Below are 15,506 nucleotides of genomic sequence, written 5' to 3'. Positions count from 1 at the left end.
TTACCTGATCTTTGCCTGCCGGCGGCCGAGCATCATCATGATGCCAAGCGTGCCGAGGATGATGGTGAAGGAGAAGACCGTGGTGACCGTGCCCAGCGCGTAGAGCACCGGTGTCGTGACATTGGTGGTCATCCCGTAGATTTCCAGTGGCAGCGTGTTGTAGCTGCCTGACGTCATCAGCGTGCGGGCGAATTCGTCATAGGAGAGCGTGAAGCCGAAGAGGCCGACGCCGATCAGGCTCGGCAGGATCATCGGCAGAACCACATGGCGGAAGGTCTGCCAGGAGGTGGCGCCAAGATCGCGCGCCGCCTCTTCATAGGCCGGCGAGAAACGGTTGAAGACGGCGAACATGATCAGCACGCCGAAGGGCAGGGTCCAGGTCAGATGGGCGCCGAAGGCCGACGAATACCAGGCGGGCTTCAGGCCGCTCTGTTGAAAGACCACGCCGATGCCGAGCGAGATGATGATCGAGGGGACGACGAGGCTGGCAACCGTTGCGTAGAACAGCGCGGTCGCGCCGCGGAATTTTCTGCGGAAGGCAAGGCCCGCCAGCAGCGAGACGACGACCGTGACGATCATCACCATCAGGCCGAGCGTGAAGGACCGCTTGAACGACGCCCCGAAATCGCCGACCGCCTGCTTCTCGAACAGATTGGCGAACCAGTGCAGCGAAACGCCGTTCAACGGAAAGGTCAGGCCGCCGTCCGGTCCCTGGAAGGACAGGATCAGGATCGCCGAAAGCGGCCCGTAGAGGAAGAGCACGAAGACGATGAAGAATGCCGTCAGCGCGTAGAATTCGAGGCCGCGTCTATCACCGTTCATCTCAAAGCTCCTTGCGGATATCGACGACGCGCAGGATCGCGGCGACCATCAACAGCACCACGATCAGCAGCACGACGGCGTTGGCGGCGGCGGCCGGATATTGCAGCAGCGACATCTGGTTCTTCATCATCAGCGCCACCGAGGCGCTCTGGCCACCGGACATGACCTGAACGGTCGAGAAATCGGCCATCACCAGCGTGACGACGAAGATCGAACCGATGGCGATGCCGGGCTTTGCCAGCGGAATGACGACATTCCAGAGGACCTGCCAGCCGGATGCGCCGGCATCGCGTGCCGCTTCGAACAGCGAGCGGTCGATGCGCATCAGCGTGTTGAAGATCGGCGTCACCATGAACAGCGTGTAGAGATGGACCATGGCGAGCACCACGGCGAAATCGGAATAGAGCAGCCACTCGATCGGCTGCGGCACGATGCCGGCGGAGACGAGGGCGGAATTGACGAGGCCGTTGCGGCCGAGCACCGGGATCCAGGAGATCATGCGGATGATGTTGGACGTCATGAACGGCACGGTGCAGACGAGGAAGAGGATCATCTGCGTCGAGGTCTTGCGGATGTGGAAGGCGAGGAAATAGGCAACCCAGAAGCCGATGAACAGCGTCAGCGCCCAGACGATGACGGTGAATTTGAGGGTGTTGAGATAGGTCTTCCAGGTGACCCACGAGCCGAGCGTATCGGTGTAGTTCATGGTCAGGAAGGCCGGATAGAGCCCGGCGAAGTCGTAGTCCCAGAAGCTGACGACACCGATCATGGCGATCGGCAGGATGAAGAAGATGCCGAGGATGATGAAGAGTGGCACCGCCTGCAGATAGGAGATGGCGGCAAGCGGCAGGCGGAAGCTGCCACTGCGGACGCGGTCGATTTTCTCGTTTGTCTCTGCAGAAGCGACCGTCGCCATCGTTGATCTCCTTTTCAGTTAGCGTTGCACTCGTGGCGCCCCCCTCTGCCCTGCCGGGCATCTCCCCCACAGGTGGGGAGATTGGCTGGGCGCGCTCGATCGCTCCAACCCCGGCTGTTTGGCGATTCCGTTACCGCGAGCCGATCTCCCCCCTTGAGGGGGAGATGCCCGGCAGGGCAGAGGGGGGTGTCACGCGGCAAGACTTCCCCTCCCGAAACGGGAGGGGAAAGCCGCATCCACCTTAGGCAGCGATGAACTCGTTCCAGCGGCGGACCATGTAGCGGTCCTCGTCCATCACCGAGTTCCAGCAGGCAACGTGGCCCATGCGCTCCTCGAAGGAGCCGCCATCGCGCACCGCACCGGCCTTTTCCATGACCTTGCCATCCGGGCCCTTGATGTCGCCCTTTGCGGCCTTGCCCTCGATCCAGTAGCCCCATTCGTCTTCCGACATGAACTTCTTGGCGGTGTCCATGCAGGCGGAATAGTAGCCCTGGCGGTTGAGGTAGCCGCCGACCCAGCCGGACGTGTACCAGTTGATGTATTCGTAGGCGGCGTCGAGTTCCTTGCCCTTCAGATGCGAGGCAAGGCCGAGACCGCCGCCCCACGAGCGGTAGCCTTCCTTGAGCGGCTGGAACTTGCAGGCGATGCCCTTCGAGCGGACGGCGGCGACGGCCGGCGACCACATGGACTGGATCACCACTTCGCCCGAGGCCATCAAGTTGACGGATTCATCGAAGCTCTTCCAGAAGGCGCGGAACTGGCCGTCGCCCTTGGTCTTGATCAGGAAGTCGATCGTCTTGTCGATCTCTTCCTTGGTCATGTTGCCCTTGTCGGCATATTTGATGTTGCCGGCGGCTTCCATGATCATCGCGGCATCCATGATGCCGATCGACGGGATGTTGAGGATCGAGGTCTTGCCCTTGAAAGCAGGATCGAGGATGTCGGCCCAGCTGGTGATGTCACGGCCGACGAGATCGGGGCGGATGCCGAGCGTGTCGGCATTGTAGATCGTCGGCATCATCGTGAAGAATTCGGTCTCGCTCTTGGCAAAGGTCTTGGCGTCCTTGGCCTCGACATAGCCAACGGTGTGCGGCGCCGTGCCCTGTGCGATGACGCTGTCGGCCTTCAGCTTGCCGGTCTTGAAGAGCGGTACGACCTGGTCGTAATATTTCAGCTTCTTGGTTTCCATCGGCTGGATGACGCCTGTCGGATAGACCTTCTTCAGGATCCAGTATTCGATGTCGGCGATATCGTAGCTGTCAGGCTGGGTGACGGCGCGCTGCGCCGCCGCATCGGAATCGGTCGCCGTCATCTCCAGCGTGATGCCGAGATCGGCCTTGCACTTCTCGGCGATGTCGTTGAGGTTCGAAACGCCGGTACCGAACTGGCGCAGCGTGATGTTGGACTGCGCCCAGATCGTCGGGAAGCCGGTGATCAGGCCGGAGCCTGCAGCGGCACCGATCGCCGCAGCGCCGGTCTTCAGAAGCGAACGGCGGGAAATCCCGGTCTCCGTCTTGGTTGTCGTCTTTTCAGTCGTCATGTCAGTTCCCCTTTTTTTGATGGCAAGGTTCATGCACGGCCAAGGAGGACGGCGTCCTCGATGGCCCAACTCAGAGACACCGCATCGCCGACCGATACGGGTTTGGCGAAATAATCGCCGTCGCTCGCGATGACCGTGAAGTCGTCACTGCCCGCGCCGATGACGGTGAGCTTCACCGTCGCGCCGCGATATTCGATGTTGGAAACGACGCCGCCGAAGCCGAGCGTCTTGTCGCTGGCCGCCTCGAGACGAACGCGATCGGTACGGATGCCGATATCGACAGCTTCGCCCGCAAGCCTGCCGCCGCCGCGCACCGAGAAGGTCTGCCCCTCTGGCGCCTCGAGCACCAGCATGTCGTCCTTGACGGAGGTCACGCGGCCCGAGAGAACATTGTGGTCGCCCATGAAGCGGGCGACGAAGGCTGTCGCCGGACGCTCGAAGACCTCGCGCGGAGGCGCCGCCTGCTCGATCTTGCCATCGTTCATGATGACGATCACATCGGCGAGCGCCATCGCCTCTTCCTGGCTGTGCGTCACATGCACGAAGGTGATGCCGAGTGTCTTTTGCAGCTTCTTCAGTTCGGCACGCATGCGGATCTTCAGGAACGGGTCGAGCGCCGACAGCGGCTCGTCGAGCAGCAGCGCTTCCGGATCGGTGATCAGCGCGCGGGCCAGCGCCACGCGCTGCTGCTGACCACCGGAGAGCTGCGCCGGACGGCGCGTCGCATAGGCCTCCATCTGCATCAGCTTCAGCATCTCGAGCGCCTTGGCGCGGCGCTCTTCCTTCTCTACGCCCTTCATCTTGAGGCTGAAGGCAACGTTGTCGATCAGGTCGAGATGCGGGAACAGTGCGTAGGACTGGAACATCATCGCCGTGCCGCGCTTGGCGGGCGGAAAGTCGGTAACAACAGTATTGCCGAGGCGGACATCGCCGGAGGATATGCTCTCGTGACCGGCGATCATCCGCAATGTCGAGGTCTTGCCGCAACCGGATGGGCCGAGGAAGCAGCAGTAGGATCCCGCCGGGATCTTGAGGCTGATAGCATGCACGGCCGTCGTGCTGCCATAGACCTTGGAAACGGATGCAATATCGATCTCTGCCGCTTTCGACATCATGTCTTCCCCTGTTCGAGTAAGACAATGCATCTGCCGTGCCAGTTTCTGCTGCACTGCGTCAAAGCCATGGGATTCAACGGAAAACAGGATTAGAGTGACTTAAGCGCAAATTAAAAGCAGCGAAAACTTTGCACAGGAAATAGGCTTTCGTCTGCAATTTGCGCAAGCGATCGTATACAATTTGAGCGCCACTTTGCGCGCAAAATTCGTTTAACTTTTGATCCAAAGCTGGCTATCATTGCGGTTGCAATCAGGTACCCGTTTTCATGACTCCTTCAGCCAACGCGCTTTTGCAGGCAGACGATTCAGCCGACACCGGCACCCAGCAGATCCGCGATGCAATCCGCGACGCGATCGTCGAACGCCGGCTCGCGCCTGGAACGAAACTGTCGGAAGCCGATGTCGGCAATCTCTTCAATGTCAGCCGCACCCTGGCCCGCGCCGCGCTTCAGGCGCTCTCTTACGAGGGCCTTGTCAGCGTCGAGAAAAACCGCGGCGCCTTCGTCGCCTATCCCTCGCCCGATGAGGCACGACAGATTTTCGCCGCTCGCCGGCTCGTCGAACCGGGCATCCTGCGCGAGGCAGCCGCCCGCATCACGCCATCGCAGATCCAGCATCTCCGCCAGCTGCTGCAGGAAGAAGGACGCCTGATCAGCGAGCGCGGACAGACGGCGCGCCGGGCGGAAATCAAGGCTTCCGGAGACTTCCACCTGACGCTGGCGTCGATCTCGGGCAACGCCATCATGCAGCGCTTCATGGAGGAGCTTGTCGCCCGCTCCTCGCTGGTCATCGCCCTTTACGGCCAGTCCGCCGTTTCCAGCTGCGGCCATTCCGAACACGGCGATATCGTCACCGCCATCGAGGCCGGTGACCTCGACCGCGCCTGCCATCTGATGGTCCACCACATCTCCCATATCGAGGCCGACCTCGATCTTCGCGAGCGCAAGAGCTTCGGCCTGAAGGAAGCTTTTTCGATCTAGCCAAACGCGCTTCGGCGCCGTCGGCCGCTCTAACCGGTCGGGCGGATGCAGCACGCTCTCCGAGCAAATCCCTGCTTTTCTTCCGGAATTCCCGCTCTAGTTCCAAAAAGAGGAGCCGCTTGCGGCGGGAATGACGAGGAGCAACTGATGAGCGGAGCGCCGTTGAAAAGCCTGCCGGAGCAGCCGGAACTGAAACGGGTGATGGGACCGGGCCTGCTGCTGCTCTTCATCGTCGGCGATATTCTCGGCACCGGCATCTATGCGCTGACAGGGCAGGTTGCAGCCGAAGTCGGCGGGGTCGTCTGGCTGCCATTCCTGATCGCTTTCGTCGTGGCGCTGCTGACAGCACTGAGCTACCTCGAACTGGTCACCAAATATCCGCGCGCCGCGGGCGCGGCGCTCTACACGCACAAGGCGTTCGGCGTTCACTTCCTGACATTCCTGATCGCCTTTGCCGTCATGTCCTCAGGCATCACCTCGGCATCGACCGCATCGCGCGCCTTTGCCGCCAATTTTTCCGAGGCCTTCGGTTTCGAATTCGGTGACTATGGAGTCACCTTCATTGCCGTCGCCTTCATCGCGCTGATCGCCGCAATCAACTTCCGCGGCGTCGGCGAAAGCGTGAAGCTCAACGTTGTCCTGACGATGGTCGAGCTGACCGGACTGCTGATCATTATCGGCATCGGATTCTGGGCGATTGCCGGTGGTGAGGGCGACGTGTCGCGCGCCTGGACCTTCCAGCCGAGCGGCGAGCACGGCGTGTTCTGGTCGGTCATCGCCGCCACAACGCTCGCCTTCTTCGCCATGGTCGGCTTTGAGGATTCCGTCAACATGGCCGAGGAATGCAAGGAGCCAAGCCGGATCTTTCCAAAAGTGCTGCTCGGCGGACTGCTGATTACAGGCGTCATCTACGTCCTGGTTGCCATCTCGGCGATCACGCTGGTACCCGCCGCAGAACTAGGTGAAGGCGAGACGCCGCTGCTGAAGGTAGTGCAGGCGGGCGCGCCGAACTTCCCGATCGGCGTTTTCGGCATCATCACCATGTTCGCCGTCGCCAATTCGGCGCTGATCAACATGATGATGGCGAGCCGGCTGATCTATGGGATGAGCCGGGAGCAGGTGCTGCCCGAAGTGCTTGGCAAGGTTCATGCCGCGCGCCAGACGCCCTATATCGCCATCGGCTTTACATCATTGCTCGCCGTCGGTCTGATCCTGTTTGCCGGCGGCGTGCCGGCGCTCGGCGGAACCACGGCTCTGCTGCTGCTCGGCGTCTTTGCCGTCGTCAATATCGCCGTGCTGGTGCTACGCCGCGACAAGGTCGACCACCCGCATTTCCGCACGCCGACCATCGTGCCAATCCTCGGCGCGGCGACCTGCCTGTTCCTCGTCGGCCCCTGGACCGGCCGCGACCCGATCCAGTACGTCATCGCCGCCTGCCTGATCGGCATCGGCGTGGTCCTCTGGTTCGCGACGATCGGCTTCATGCGAAGCGGGAACCAGAATGCCTAATGTGACGACTGCTGCTTGGCGCGGGCGACGATCTGCGTCGGGTTGACGAACTGCAGGGCGATCACCAACCAGAAGAGCGTCGTGATCATGTAGATCACCGCCATCGCATCGATCGACTGCGCGGCACGAACGCCGGAGGCAAAGACCGCGTAATAGAGCGAGACAACCAGCGTCTGCGTCGTCGGCCCCGAGATCAGGAAGGTCAGCTCGAACATCGCGATGGTGCGAACCAGAACCAGAAGCAGCGCCGCCAGCATGCCGGGCAGAAGCAACGGCAGCAGGATGCGGATGAAGAGGCTCGTGGTCCCGGCACCGAACACCCGGGCCGCCGCCTCGATGCGCGGATCGATCTGTTCGATGAACGGGATCATCACCAGCACCACGAAGGGGAAGGACGGCACGAGGTTGATCAGCACGACGCCCCAGAACGTACCGCCGAGGCCGAGCTGATAGAGCACGGTCGCAAGCGGAATGCCGTAGGTCAAAGGCGGGATCAGCAGAGGCAGCAGGAAGAGCAGAACGATCAGCTTCTTGCCGGGGAAGTCGCGACGCGCCAGCGCATAGGCCGTCAGCACCCCGAGAATGCCCGAGATCACCGTGACCGTGAAGACGATCTGGAAGGTGACGAGCACGACGCTCGACAGCTGGAATTCCTTCCAGGCGCTGAAATACCAGCGCGTCGTCCAGCCGGCCGGCAGCCAGGTGCCGAGCCAGCGGGTCGAGAAGGAATTGATGATGACGACGGCGATGACGGCCAAGAGGTTGAGGATGAAAAGTCCTGCAACGGCCCAGACGGCGAAGCGCCAGATTTTCGATGTGAGGCCCTGGTCACGGATCATGGCTCAGCCTTTCGTGCCGCCGGCAGGGCCGCGATAGAAGAACGAGCGGCCGGCGAGAACCGCCACCACGACGACAAGCTCGACGGCACCCATGATGAGCGCGATCGCCGAGCCCAGTGAATGGTCATATTGCTCGAAGGCAGCCTGATAGGCCGCGATCGATATGACGCGCGTCGGACCGGCTGGCGCGCCGAGCAGCACCGCTGATGGGAAGACTGCAAAAGCCTGCACGAATGCCAGGCAAAAGGTGACGGCGAGACCCGGCACCAGAAGCGGCAGGAAGACCCGGAAGAAGCGCTTGCGCGGACTGGCACCCAGCGTCGCCGCCGCCTGCTCGATCGCCGGGTCGATGCCGGTGATGTAGGAGAGCGTCAGCAGGAAGGCGAAGGGAAAGCCGGTGATCAGCAGCGAGGCAAAGACGCCCCAATAATTGTTGGTCAGCTTCACTGGCGCATCGAGAATGCCGATCAGCAGCAGCGTCTGATTGAACCAGCCGCGCGGGCCGAGGAACGTCAAGAGACCATCGGCGACAAAGACCGTTCCAAGCGTGATCGGCAGCACCAGGATCGTCGTCAGCAGGCGCTGGCGCCGCATCAGCCGGACGCGGAACGCAATCGGCACGGCGAGCGCCAGATTGAGGATGGTGACAGGCAACGCCAGCCACATCGTCGCGCCGATGGTGTTGTACTGGAAGGGATCGCTGAAGAACTTGGCGTAATTCGCATACCACGCGCCGCCATCCTTCGGCGTCAGCGAATCCACCACGCCATAGAAGAAGGGATAGACGAACAACGCGAGCATGAAGATCAGGCCGGGCAGCACCAGCATCGTCGTGCCGTCGAGCCCGCGGACCGCAAGCCGGGTGCGAAGCGATGGCCCGCTCATGCAGCCGTTTCCTTGAAGAGCAGCGCCCGCCCTGCAGCCGGTTGCAGGAAGGTCGCCGCGCCGCGCGGCAGCACATCGTCTGAGCGGAAATAAAGATCGGAGCCGTCAGCGGAGTTAGCCAGGCCGAAGAAAGCGCGGCCGCGATATTCCATGCTGCTGACGGTGGCGGGAATGCCATCGCCGCTGACCGCGACCAGATCTTCGGGGCGCACGGAGAGAACTGCGGCATCGCCCACCTGAAGCGGCGTGCGCATCGTGCCGGTCAGCCGCGCCGGACCAACCTCGATCTGCGCTTCGTCACCGGACACCGAGGCGATGCGGCCACGGATGCGGGTGCGGAAGCCCATGAAATCGGCGACGTTCAGATTGACCGGGCGCTGGTAGAGGTCTTGCGGCGTACCGATCTGCTCGATATGGCCCTGGCTCATGACGACGATGCGGTCTGCCAGCGACAGCGCCTCATCCTGGTCATGCGTCACGTAAATTGTCGTCGAGCCGATCTGGTCGTGAATGCCGCGGATTTCGGCGCGCATTTCAAGACGGAGCTTGGCGTCGAGATTGGATAGCGGCTCGTCCATCAAGACGATCGGCGGACGGATGACGACGGCGCGCGCAATCGCAACACGCTGCTGCTGGCCGCCCGAAAGCTGACCGGGCAACTTGTCGGCCTGGCTTTCGAGCCGGACGAGTGCCAGCGCATCGTTGATCCGCTTGTCCGCTTCCGGCCCCTTGATGCCCTGCATCGCCAGACCGAAGCCGACATTCTTGCGCACGCTCATATGCGGGAAGAGCGCGTAGCTCTGGAACACCATGCCGAAGCCGCGCTTTTCGGGCTCCAGCTGGTCGATACGGCTGCCGCCGAGACGGATCTCCCCGCCCGAAAGCGCCAGCAATCCCGCGATACAATTGAGCGCCGTCGACTTGCCGCAGCCGGATGGGCCGAGCAAAGCGATGAACTCGCCGGGTTCGATCGCAAGATCGATACCGTCGAGCGCGTTGTAGGCGCCGAACGAGCGGCGAAGGCCGTCCAGTTCGAGACGGGCCTTGTTGCGCGACGACGGCGCTGCGGTCTGGGCGGGCGCGTTCAATCGAAACTCCATATATATCGAGGCAATGAGGGCGCCGGCCCTATGACCGGCGCCATGGATTGCGATCAGCCCTTCTTGGCGCCGATCTTTTCGTCCCAGATGCGGAAGGCTTCGACGAGCTGCTTGGGCTCCAGCGGCACTTCCAGCGGGTTGCTGGCGATCCAGTCGGCATATTCAGGACGGCCGAATTCCTTGATCACGTCCTGGCTTTCCTGCGGCGCCATGTCGATGGTGACATCCTTGACGGCCGGACCCGGATAGAAATAGCCGGCGTCATAGGCGATCGCCTGCTGCTTCGGCTGCAGGATGTAGTTCAGCACATCCATCAGCACCGCGATCTTCTCGTCCGATACGCCCTTCGGGATGACCGCATAATGCGCGTCTGTGACCCAATGGAAGCCGTCGAGCTTCTGCACCTTGGCCTCGGCCGGAACGATGCCGAGGGCGCGCGGGTTGATGTCCCAGCCCGTCGTCGTGGCCACGATGTCACGTGTGCCTTCGCCGAGTTCCTTGAAGACCACGGCGGTACCGGTCGGGTAATATTCGATATTCTCGCCGAGAGCGGCCAGATATTCCCAGGTCTTCGTCCAGCCCTTGGCCGGATCGCGCGGATCGCTGTCGCCGAGAAGGTACGGAAGACCCATCAGCAGCGTGCGGCCGGGGCCGGAATTGGCGGGGCGGGCGTAGAGGAACTTGTTCTTGTTCTGCTTCGTCCAGTCGAGCAGCTCCTGCGCCGTCTTCGGCGGCGTCGCTACCTTGTCCGGCATGTATTCGATCAGCGGACCGGACGGATAATAGGTGACGACGACGCCCTGATCCTTGGCGAGGCTCTGCATCTTGAAGGCCTGCGGCTGCAGGATGCTTTCAAGATTGGGAAGCTCGGATTTATGCGCGCCGAGATCGATCCAGAGACCCTGGTCGACACCAGCCGAAAGCGCGTCGGTGCCGGTCAGCACAAGATCGATATCGACCTTGCCTGCCGCCTGCTGCGCCTTGATCTTGCCGGGCAGTTCCGGGGCCGGCGCCTTGGTGAAGGCGAAGCTCGACACCCAGTCGGCCTTTTCGGCGGCATAGGCTTCGAACATGCCCTGCGTCAGCGCAAGATTGCCGGCAACGTCGGCGATGGTGATCGTCACCGGGCTCGCCGGCTTCTTCGCCTGGGCAAACAGATGGCTGGGCAGCATGCCGGCAACGGCAACGCCCGCGGCGGTGCTCACGAATGTTCTGCGCGTAATGTTCATGGGTCTCTCCTCCTCTTGTGCGGCGTCTGCGGACGAGCCCAGACAGCCTGCTCTCCCGTGATCTGCCAGGCGAGATCAAAACGCCGGCCAACCGCCGAAAAGCGGTTGAAAGCCTTGCAAAGGGACCGCTCCTCATCGGCAAGCCTTGGCAATGGATGAGGATTGATATACTAGTATGCACAACAGAGTCAACGTGCAGGAAATAGCATGCGGCAGGCATCCGGCTCCGAAGCGATCGACTTTCCGCCCGCAGTGGAAAGACCGGCGAAGCTGCGCCGTGTGACAACGGCCGATGCCATTTTCAACCAGCTCTACGCCGATATCGTCTCGCTGCGCATGCCGCCCGGCATGGCCCTCCAGGAAAAGAAGATCGCCGAAGAATTCGGTGTCAGCCGTACCCCGGTGCGCGAGGCACTGCTGCGGCTTGCCGAAGGCGGGCTCGTCGATATCTACCCGCAGTCGGGCACTGTCGTTTCCCGGGTTCCCGTTTCGGCCATTCCCGAAGCCGTTGTCGTGCGCAAGGCGCTGGAAACGACGACCATCGAGGCCGCAGCGCGCATCGCAACACCCGCAGATATCGAGCGGCTCGATATGATCATCAGCAGGCAGAAATCGTTGGCTTCGCTGGGCGACACATCGGGTTTTCACGAGGAAGACGAAGCCTTCCACGAAGCGATCACCCGGATTGCCGGCTATCCCGGTATCTGGGCGATCCTGAAAACCGTGAAAGTGCAGATCGACCGCGCCCGCCGCCTGACGCTGCCGGCGCTCGGGCGCATGGACAATGTGGTGCGCGAGCATATCGTCATCCGCGATGCGATCGCCAGTCATGACGTCGATGCTGCCCGCGAGGCGATCCTGCATCACCTCAGCGCCGTCATCCCGGACGTGGCGGAGCTGCGCACCCGCTATCCCGATTATTTCTGCTAGAAGCCAAAAATATAGAAACGACTGACGAGGAGGAACCCGATGCGGCAAGGATGGAGATGGTTTGGGCCCGAGGCCCCGGTGACACTGGACGAGGTGCGCCAGACCGGCGCCACCAACATTGTCTCTTCGCTGCACCAGGTCCCGATCGGCCGCGCCTGGACGGAAAAGGAAGTCTCCGAGCGCAAGTCGATGATCGAGACGACACCCGCCGGGCGTTCGCCGCTCGTCTGGTCCGTCGTCGAAAGCATCCCGATCCCCGATGCCGTCAAGCGCAAGGGCGGCAAGGCGAAGGCCGAGATAGAGGCCTGGATCGCCAGTCTCGAAGCGGTCGCAGCCAACGATATCCCGATCGTCTGCTACAATTTCATGCCGGTGGTCGACTGGACCCGCACCGAGCTCGACTACGTCACCCCGACGGGTGCGACGGCAATGCGCTTCGACCACGAGCGCTTCGCGGCCTTCGATCTCTTCGTCCTGCAGCGCCAGAGCGCCGGAAACGATTACTCGGCTGAAGACCAGCAGCGGGCACGCGAGGTCTATGACGAGATGAGCGAGGAAGAGATCTCCGAGATTACCCGCATCATCACCTCGGCCCTGCCCGGCTCGACCACCGAACCGCTGACCATCCCCGGCTTTCGCGACAAGCTATCGAGCTATGCCGGCATCGATGCGGCAAAGCTTCGCCAGCATCTGATCGAATTCCTGCAGGCCGTGACGCCGGCAGCCGAAGCGCGTGGCGTCAAGCTGACGCTGCATCCGGATGATCCGCCACGCTCGCTCTTCGGCCTGCCGCGTATCGCCTCGAATGCCGAGGATTATGCGGCGCTCTTCGATGCCGTTCCCTCGCCTGCCAACGGCATGTGCTATTGCACCGGCAGCCTCGGCGTCCGCGCCGAAAACGATATGCCCGCGATCGCACGGCGTTTCGCCTCGCGCATCTATTTCGCCCATCTGCGCGCCACCAAGCGCGAAGGAGACGGCCGCACCTTCCACGAAAGCGCCCATCTGGAGGGCGATGTCGACATGGTCGCAGTGCTGAAGGAACTCGTTGCCGAAGACAGCAAGCGCGGCGCCAAGGACGAGATCGTCTTCCGCTCCGACCATGGCCACCGCATGCTCGACGACCTCAACAAGACCGTCACGCCCGGCTATCCGGCGATCGGCCGCATGCGCGGCCTGGCAGAGCTGCGCGGGATCCTCTACGCGCTGGGGTCTATCCCGTCGTAAGACTTGCGAGGGCCGCATCTTGCGATCTTTCCCTCTCCAATACCCTCATCTCTTTGCCTCGGGGCTGCGCCCACGGGATGTCACAGAGATGGGGGTGGATTGAGCTACCCTTCCGGCAGCCACGAACGATAAAGCGGATGCTCCGCAGTGATCGGCAGCGGAGTCGGCTTGCCGGTTCGTTGCGAGTGATAGGCTGCTGTCACCAGTTCCAGAGAATTGCGCGCGTCCTGCAGCGTCACCGGCGGCTCGGTGCCATCAGTGATTGCCTGATGGAACAGCTCGAACTGGCGGGTATAGCCGTCTTCCTTGACCTCGTAACCTGCAAGGGCGTCATCGACACGCTTCTGATGTTCCTCGGTCCCGGCGATGAAAGTCCAGGGATCGCGGCCCATCGTATAGGGCTCCAGAATGCTTTCGGCGACGACATCGTGGAAGCAGAAGCGCAGCCGCGAGATTTCCTTGCGCGACCCCAGCGTCATCGACAGCGCCGCCAGCGAGCCGTTCTGCATCTTCACCGAGATCGCCGACGTGTCCTCGACCTCGATCGGATTGACCAGCGTCGCCCCATAGGAAAACACCTCGGCGCAAGCGCCGTGCACATAGTTCAGCATATCGTGCGCGTGGATGGCGTGGCCGAGCAGCCCGCCGCCGAGCTCGCTTTTCCATTTGCCGCGCCATGGCACGGCATAATAATCCGGGCCGCGCCACCAATGCGTTTCGATCGTCGTCAGGAACGGGCGCCCGGTAAGGCCGAGTTCGATCAACCGCTTCAGCTTCTGCAGGCCGGAACCGTAGCGATACTGGAAGATCGGCATCAGCATCTTGCCGCCGGCGCGCGCGACGATCCCGGCCATCTCGTCGACCTCGGCGATCGAGCCGAACAGTGGCTTCTCGCAGATCACATGCTTGCCTGACTCTATCGCCTTCTTGCAGAGCGCGAAATGCGTATCCGGCGGCGTGCAGATGTCGATGACATCGAGATTATCGCGGGCAAAAAGCGTATCGACATCCTGCGTATATTCGCCGATGCCGTGGCTCGCACAGAGCTCCCGTCCGCGCTCCTCGTCCAGCGAGCAGAGGACAGGCACTTCGAACAAATCCTTGTTCCAGTCAAAGCCCGCAAGATGCCGGGCGGCAATACCGGCTCCGATGACGCCGACGCGCAATTTCTGTGTCATGGCAGGCTCTCCTATCGTCCGCCGAGCCTGACGGCATTAGTCTGGGCTTCCAGCGAAAGCCGGCACACTTCATAGACATGGGTCTGCAGCATCGCGGTCTCGCTGCGATCGCGCACATCGGCGGTGAAGGCATCGAAATAGTCGAGTTTCTCATCGCTGCAGTCGATGTGGATGTTTTCCTTGCCGTTGACCAGGAAGAGATGGTCCTTGCCGGGACGCCCGGAAATATCGATGTACTTGCGCAGCTCGATATAGCCTTCGGTGCCGAGGATGGTCAGACGCCCATCGCCCCACGTGCCGAGCCCTTCGGGTGTGAACCAATCGACGCGGACATACCCTGACGCCCGGTCGGAGCGCAGCAGCACTTCGCCGAAATCCTCGAATTTCGGCTTATCGGGCATGCCGAAATTGCCGATCGAGCTGGCGACGACCTCGCCCTTCGTCGAGCCTGTATAGAACAGGAATTGATCGACCTGATGCGAGGCGATATCGACGATGATGCCGCCAAAGGCTTCCGGATCGAAGAACCAGTCCGGCCGTGTCGGCAGCTGCAGCTTGTGCGGTCCCATGCCAATCGTCTGAATGACCTTGCCGATCCGGCCTTCCTTGACCAGCTTTCCAGCCTTGACGGCGGAACGCACGCAATGGCGCTCGGAAAAGCAGATCGAGAAGATGCGGCCGGTCTCGGCAACCGTCTTCTTCACCTCTTCAAGCTGCGCGAAGGTGGTGACGCCCGGCTTGTCGGTCATGACGTCCTTCCCCGCCTTCATGGCGCGGATCGCAAGGCCTGCACGGTCACGCGGGATGGCGGCGATGCAGATGACATCGATCGACGGATCGGCAAACAGCTGTTCGCGATCGATCTGCGGGGTATCCGGGTAGGTTTTCTCGAAGTTTTCGCGCAGCGCCAGAACCGAGGTTTTCGGGCAGTAGCCAACGAATTCTCCGCCGGCCGCAAGCAATCCTTTGACGTGATCGAACGTGTGCCCATGATCGATCCCGATGACCGCAAATCTCAACATCTCGAAATAATCCTCCTGCTTGCACGGCGCGCCGCGACCCGCCCGTTCCTCTTGTAACCATTCAGATACTTGCGCCAATTCTGTGTCAAGCAATGTTTAGCCGCAGAATGCGACAAATTCTCTGGCGCAATTGCAGTGCCCAAAAAGCCGCAGGGACGGCAGCCTGGGACTAGGAACTGAAAGCCCGGTTGATGCGTTTTGGCGCTATTCCTCC

General features: G+C 61.9%; 14 protein-coding genes. 4 read left to right on the top strand and 10 right to left on the bottom strand.

The window, feature by feature from the left end; all coding sequences use genetic code 11:
- The 4 genes from AB4Z25_RS16330 to AB4Z25_RS16315 form a co-directional block, all read right to left on the bottom strand.
- Entirely contained in the window at positions 1-822 is an 822-nt protein-coding gene (locus AB4Z25_RS16330; protein ID WP_112514511.1) for an ABC transporter permease, read from the bottom strand.
- 1 nt (position 823) lies between these two features.
- Complete coding sequence (locus AB4Z25_RS16325; RefSeq protein WP_442208523.1) at positions 824-1,738, bottom strand: ABC transporter permease; 915 nt, start codon at positions 1,736-1,738, stop codon at positions 824-826.
- Between the two features lie 241 nt (positions 1,739-1,979).
- Entirely contained in the window at positions 1,980-3,278 is a 1,299-nt protein-coding gene (locus tag AB4Z25_RS16320) for an ABC transporter substrate-binding protein (RefSeq protein WP_442208522.1), read from the bottom strand.
- Positions 3,279-3,307: 29 nt separating this feature from the next.
- The gene (locus tag AB4Z25_RS16315; RefSeq protein WP_442208777.1) at positions 3,308-4,390 is read right to left on the bottom strand and encodes an ABC transporter ATP-binding protein; all 1,083 of its coding nucleotides are present in this window, start codon (positions 4,388-4,390) and stop codon (positions 3,308-3,310) included.
- 269 nt (positions 4,391-4,659) lie between these two features.
- Here AB4Z25_RS16315 and AB4Z25_RS16310 point away from each other — a divergent pair, with 269 nt between their 5' ends.
- A complete protein-coding gene (locus AB4Z25_RS16310) occupies positions 4,660-5,373 on the top strand; it encodes a GntR family transcriptional regulator (protein WP_442208521.1) in 714 nt (237 codons plus the stop codon).
- A 147-nt stretch (positions 5,374-5,520) separates the two neighbouring features.
- Positions 5,521-6,882: an APC family permease gene (locus tag AB4Z25_RS16305; protein ID WP_442208520.1), complete on the top strand. Its 1,362-nt coding sequence runs from the start codon at positions 5,521-5,523 to the stop codon at positions 6,880-6,882.
- Here AB4Z25_RS16305 and AB4Z25_RS16300 read toward each other — a convergent pair.
- From AB4Z25_RS16300 to AB4Z25_RS16285, 4 genes are read right to left on the bottom strand one after another with little or no spacing between them, the layout of a single operon-like run.
- Positions 6,879-7,721 (bottom strand): ABC transporter permease subunit, encoded by an 843-nt coding sequence (locus AB4Z25_RS16300; protein ID WP_112597194.1) that lies wholly within the window; start codon positions 7,719-7,721, stop codon positions 6,879-6,881. The genes AB4Z25_RS16305 and AB4Z25_RS16300 overlap by 4 nt on opposite strands.
- Before the next feature lie 3 nt (positions 7,722-7,724).
- Entirely contained in the window at positions 7,725-8,606 is an 882-nt protein-coding gene (locus AB4Z25_RS16295) for an ABC transporter permease (protein ID WP_442208519.1), read from the bottom strand.
- On the bottom strand, positions 8,603-9,706 hold the full coding sequence (locus tag AB4Z25_RS16290) for an ABC transporter ATP-binding protein (protein ID WP_442208518.1): 1,104 nt from the start codon (positions 9,704-9,706) through the stop codon (positions 8,603-8,605). Before AB4Z25_RS16290 ends, AB4Z25_RS16295 begins: the two co-directional genes overlap by 4 nt.
- 53 nt (positions 9,707-9,759) lie before the next feature.
- Entirely contained in the window at positions 9,760-10,935 is a 1,176-nt protein-coding gene (locus AB4Z25_RS16285; protein WP_442208517.1) for an extracellular solute-binding protein, read from the bottom strand.
- A gap of 207 nt (positions 10,936-11,142) precedes the next feature.
- On the opposite strand from AB4Z25_RS16285, the gene AB4Z25_RS16280 reads away from it, so the two are divergent.
- Both AB4Z25_RS16280 and uxuA read left to right on the top strand, forming a co-directional pair.
- Positions 11,143-11,865, top strand: coding sequence for a GntR family transcriptional regulator (locus AB4Z25_RS16280; protein ID WP_112597203.1), 723 nt, complete (start codon positions 11,143-11,145; stop codon positions 11,863-11,865).
- A gap of 39 nt (positions 11,866-11,904) precedes the next feature.
- Entirely contained in the window at positions 11,905-13,092 is a 1,188-nt protein-coding gene (uxuA, locus tag AB4Z25_RS16275) for a mannonate dehydratase (RefSeq protein WP_442208516.1), read from the top strand.
- Positions 13,093-13,196: 104 nt separating this feature from the next.
- On the opposite strand, the gene AB4Z25_RS16270 is transcribed toward uxuA, so the two are convergent.
- A complete protein-coding gene (locus AB4Z25_RS16270) occupies positions 13,197-14,270 on the bottom strand; it encodes a Gfo/Idh/MocA family protein (protein WP_442208514.1) in 1,074 nt (357 codons plus the stop codon).
- 11 nt (positions 14,271-14,281) lie between these two features.
- Positions 14,282-15,292 carry a Gfo/Idh/MocA family protein gene (locus AB4Z25_RS16265; RefSeq protein ID WP_442208513.1) on the bottom strand — a complete coding sequence of 337 codons (1,011 nt, stop codon included), beginning with the start codon at positions 15,290-15,292 and terminating at the stop codon, positions 14,282-14,284.
- Positions 15,293-15,506: the final 214 nt, after the last annotated feature.

The organism is Rhizobium sp. RAF36 (assembly GCF_052114105.1).
Taxonomy (GTDB): Bacteria; Pseudomonadota; Alphaproteobacteria; order Rhizobiales; family Rhizobiaceae; genus Rhizobium.
Note: the sequence above shows the minus strand (reverse complement) of the source record. Positions and strands in the feature narration are given on the sequence as shown.

Excerpts from the sequence above, each read along its gene's own strand:
- AB4Z25_RS16310 (WP_442208521.1), top strand. The coding sequence starts at position 4,660 with ATGACTCCTTCAGCCAACGCGCTTTTGCAGGCAGACGATTCAGCCGAC.
- AB4Z25_RS16315 (WP_442208777.1), bottom strand. The coding sequence starts at position 4,390 with ATGTCGAAAGCGGCAGAGATCGATATTGCATCCGTTTCCAAGGTCTAT.
- AB4Z25_RS16330 (WP_112514511.1), bottom strand. The coding sequence starts at position 822 with ATGAACGGTGATAGACGCGGCCTCGAATTCTACGCGCTGACGGCATTC.
- AB4Z25_RS16325 (WP_442208523.1), bottom strand. The coding sequence starts at position 1,738 with ATGGCGACGGTCGCTTCTGCAGAGACAAACGAGAAAATCGACCGCGTC.
- uxuA (WP_442208516.1), top strand. The coding sequence starts at position 11,905 with ATGCGGCAAGGATGGAGATGGTTTGGGCCCGAGGCCCCGGTGACACTG.
- AB4Z25_RS16290 (WP_442208518.1), bottom strand. The coding sequence starts at position 9,706 with ATGGAGTTTCGATTGAACGCGCCCGCCCAGACCGCAGCGCCGTCGTCG.
- AB4Z25_RS16300 (WP_112597194.1), bottom strand. The coding sequence starts at position 7,721 with ATGATCCGTGACCAGGGCCTCACATCGAAAATCTGGCGCTTCGCCGTC.
- AB4Z25_RS16285 (WP_442208517.1), bottom strand. The coding sequence starts at position 10,935 with ATGAACATTACGCGCAGAACATTCGTGAGCACCGCCGCGGGCGTTGCC.
- AB4Z25_RS16305 (WP_442208520.1), top strand. The coding sequence starts at position 5,521 with ATGAGCGGAGCGCCGTTGAAAAGCCTGCCGGAGCAGCCGGAACTGAAA.
- AB4Z25_RS16295 (WP_442208519.1), bottom strand. The coding sequence starts at position 8,606 with ATGAGCGGGCCATCGCTTCGCACCCGGCTTGCGGTCCGCGGGCTCGAC.
- AB4Z25_RS16280 (WP_112597203.1), top strand. The coding sequence starts at position 11,143 with ATGCGGCAGGCATCCGGCTCCGAAGCGATCGACTTTCCGCCCGCAGTG.
- AB4Z25_RS16270 (WP_442208514.1), bottom strand. The coding sequence starts at position 14,270 with ATGACACAGAAATTGCGCGTCGGCGTCATCGGAGCCGGTATTGCCGCC.
- AB4Z25_RS16320 (WP_442208522.1), bottom strand. The coding sequence starts at position 3,278 with ATGACGACTGAAAAGACGACAACCAAGACGGAGACCGGGATTTCCCGC.
- AB4Z25_RS16265 (WP_442208513.1), bottom strand. The coding sequence starts at position 15,292 with ATGTTGAGATTTGCGGTCATCGGGATCGATCATGGGCACACGTTCGAT.